Source organism: Segeticoccus rhizosphaerae (genome assembly GCF_009192725.1).
Lineage (GTDB): Bacteria > Actinomycetota > Actinomycetes > Actinomycetales > Dermatophilaceae > Segeticoccus > Segeticoccus rhizosphaerae.
In genome coordinates, this window is the sequence record NZ_VOHR01000615.1 from 1 (window position 1) to 967 (window position 967).

Consider the following 967-nt stretch of genomic DNA (forward strand, 5'->3'; position numbering starts at 1 on the left):
CGGGTCGGCCCTCCTGGTCGGTGCTGCGGTCACCGGCGCGGGTCCGGCGGCCGCGAGTCGCTCGCGCAGCGAGGACGCCTGGCGTCGCGCGTCGCGAACCGACAGCGGCAGAGGTGTCCAGCGCGCCAGCCGGCCGAGTCCGATGACCGGTGGGAAGATCGTCGATGCGGTCATGGCGTCCGCCGGCGCCAGCAACGGAGAGACCCGCCCGTCGCGGACGAGCAGGACCTGGTCGGCATGGTGGATCACGCGTTCGAGTCGGTGCTCGGCGAGGAACACGGTGACCCCGAGGTCGTAGACCAGTCGGTGGAGGGCGGCCAGGACCTCTTCTGCGGCAACGGGATCCAGTGCGGAGGTGGGCTCGTCGAGGACGAGGATGCGCGGCCCAGCGGCAAACACCGCCCCGATGGCGACCCGCTGCTGCTGCCCGCCCGACAGGTCCCGCAGGTTGCGGTGACGGACGTCGGCGAGCCCGAGGACGTCGAGCGTCTCCTCCACCCGGCGGCGCATGCTGGCCGCGTCGAGCCCCATCGTCTCCATGCCGTAGGCGAGCTCCTCCTCCACCGTGTCGGTGACGAAGGCCGCTGCCGGGTCCTGCCCGACGACGCCCACCAGGTCGGCGAGGTCGCGCGGCCGGTGGTCGCGCGTGTCCCGTCCACCCACCACGACGTGACCGGCGAGTGCGCCGCCGGTGAAGTGCGGGACCAAACCGTTGACGCAACGCAGCAGGGTGGTCTTGCCGCTGCCCGTGGGCCCGACGACGAGGACGAGCTCGCCCTCCGGGACCACGAAGGTCGCACCGTCGATGGCCGGCTGGAGCCGACCCTCGAAACGCACGCTGACGTCGCGGAACTCGATCATGAGGGCACCATTGTGTCGGACGGGACAGCCGGCCGCGCCGCACGCGCCGCGTCGAGTGCCGCACGCTGGGGCGGCAGGGGCGCGAGGACGGACGCGAGGGCTGCGA

Annotated in this window: 1 protein-coding gene; it reads right to left on the bottom strand. The window is 73.0% G+C overall.

From position 1 onward, the window contains the following. Positions 1–861 (bottom strand): ABC transporter ATP-binding protein (locus tag FRW57_RS22075; RefSeq protein ID WP_152187088.1); only part of this gene is annotated, 861 nt, incomplete at its 3' end. Positions 862–967: the final 106 nt, after the last annotated feature.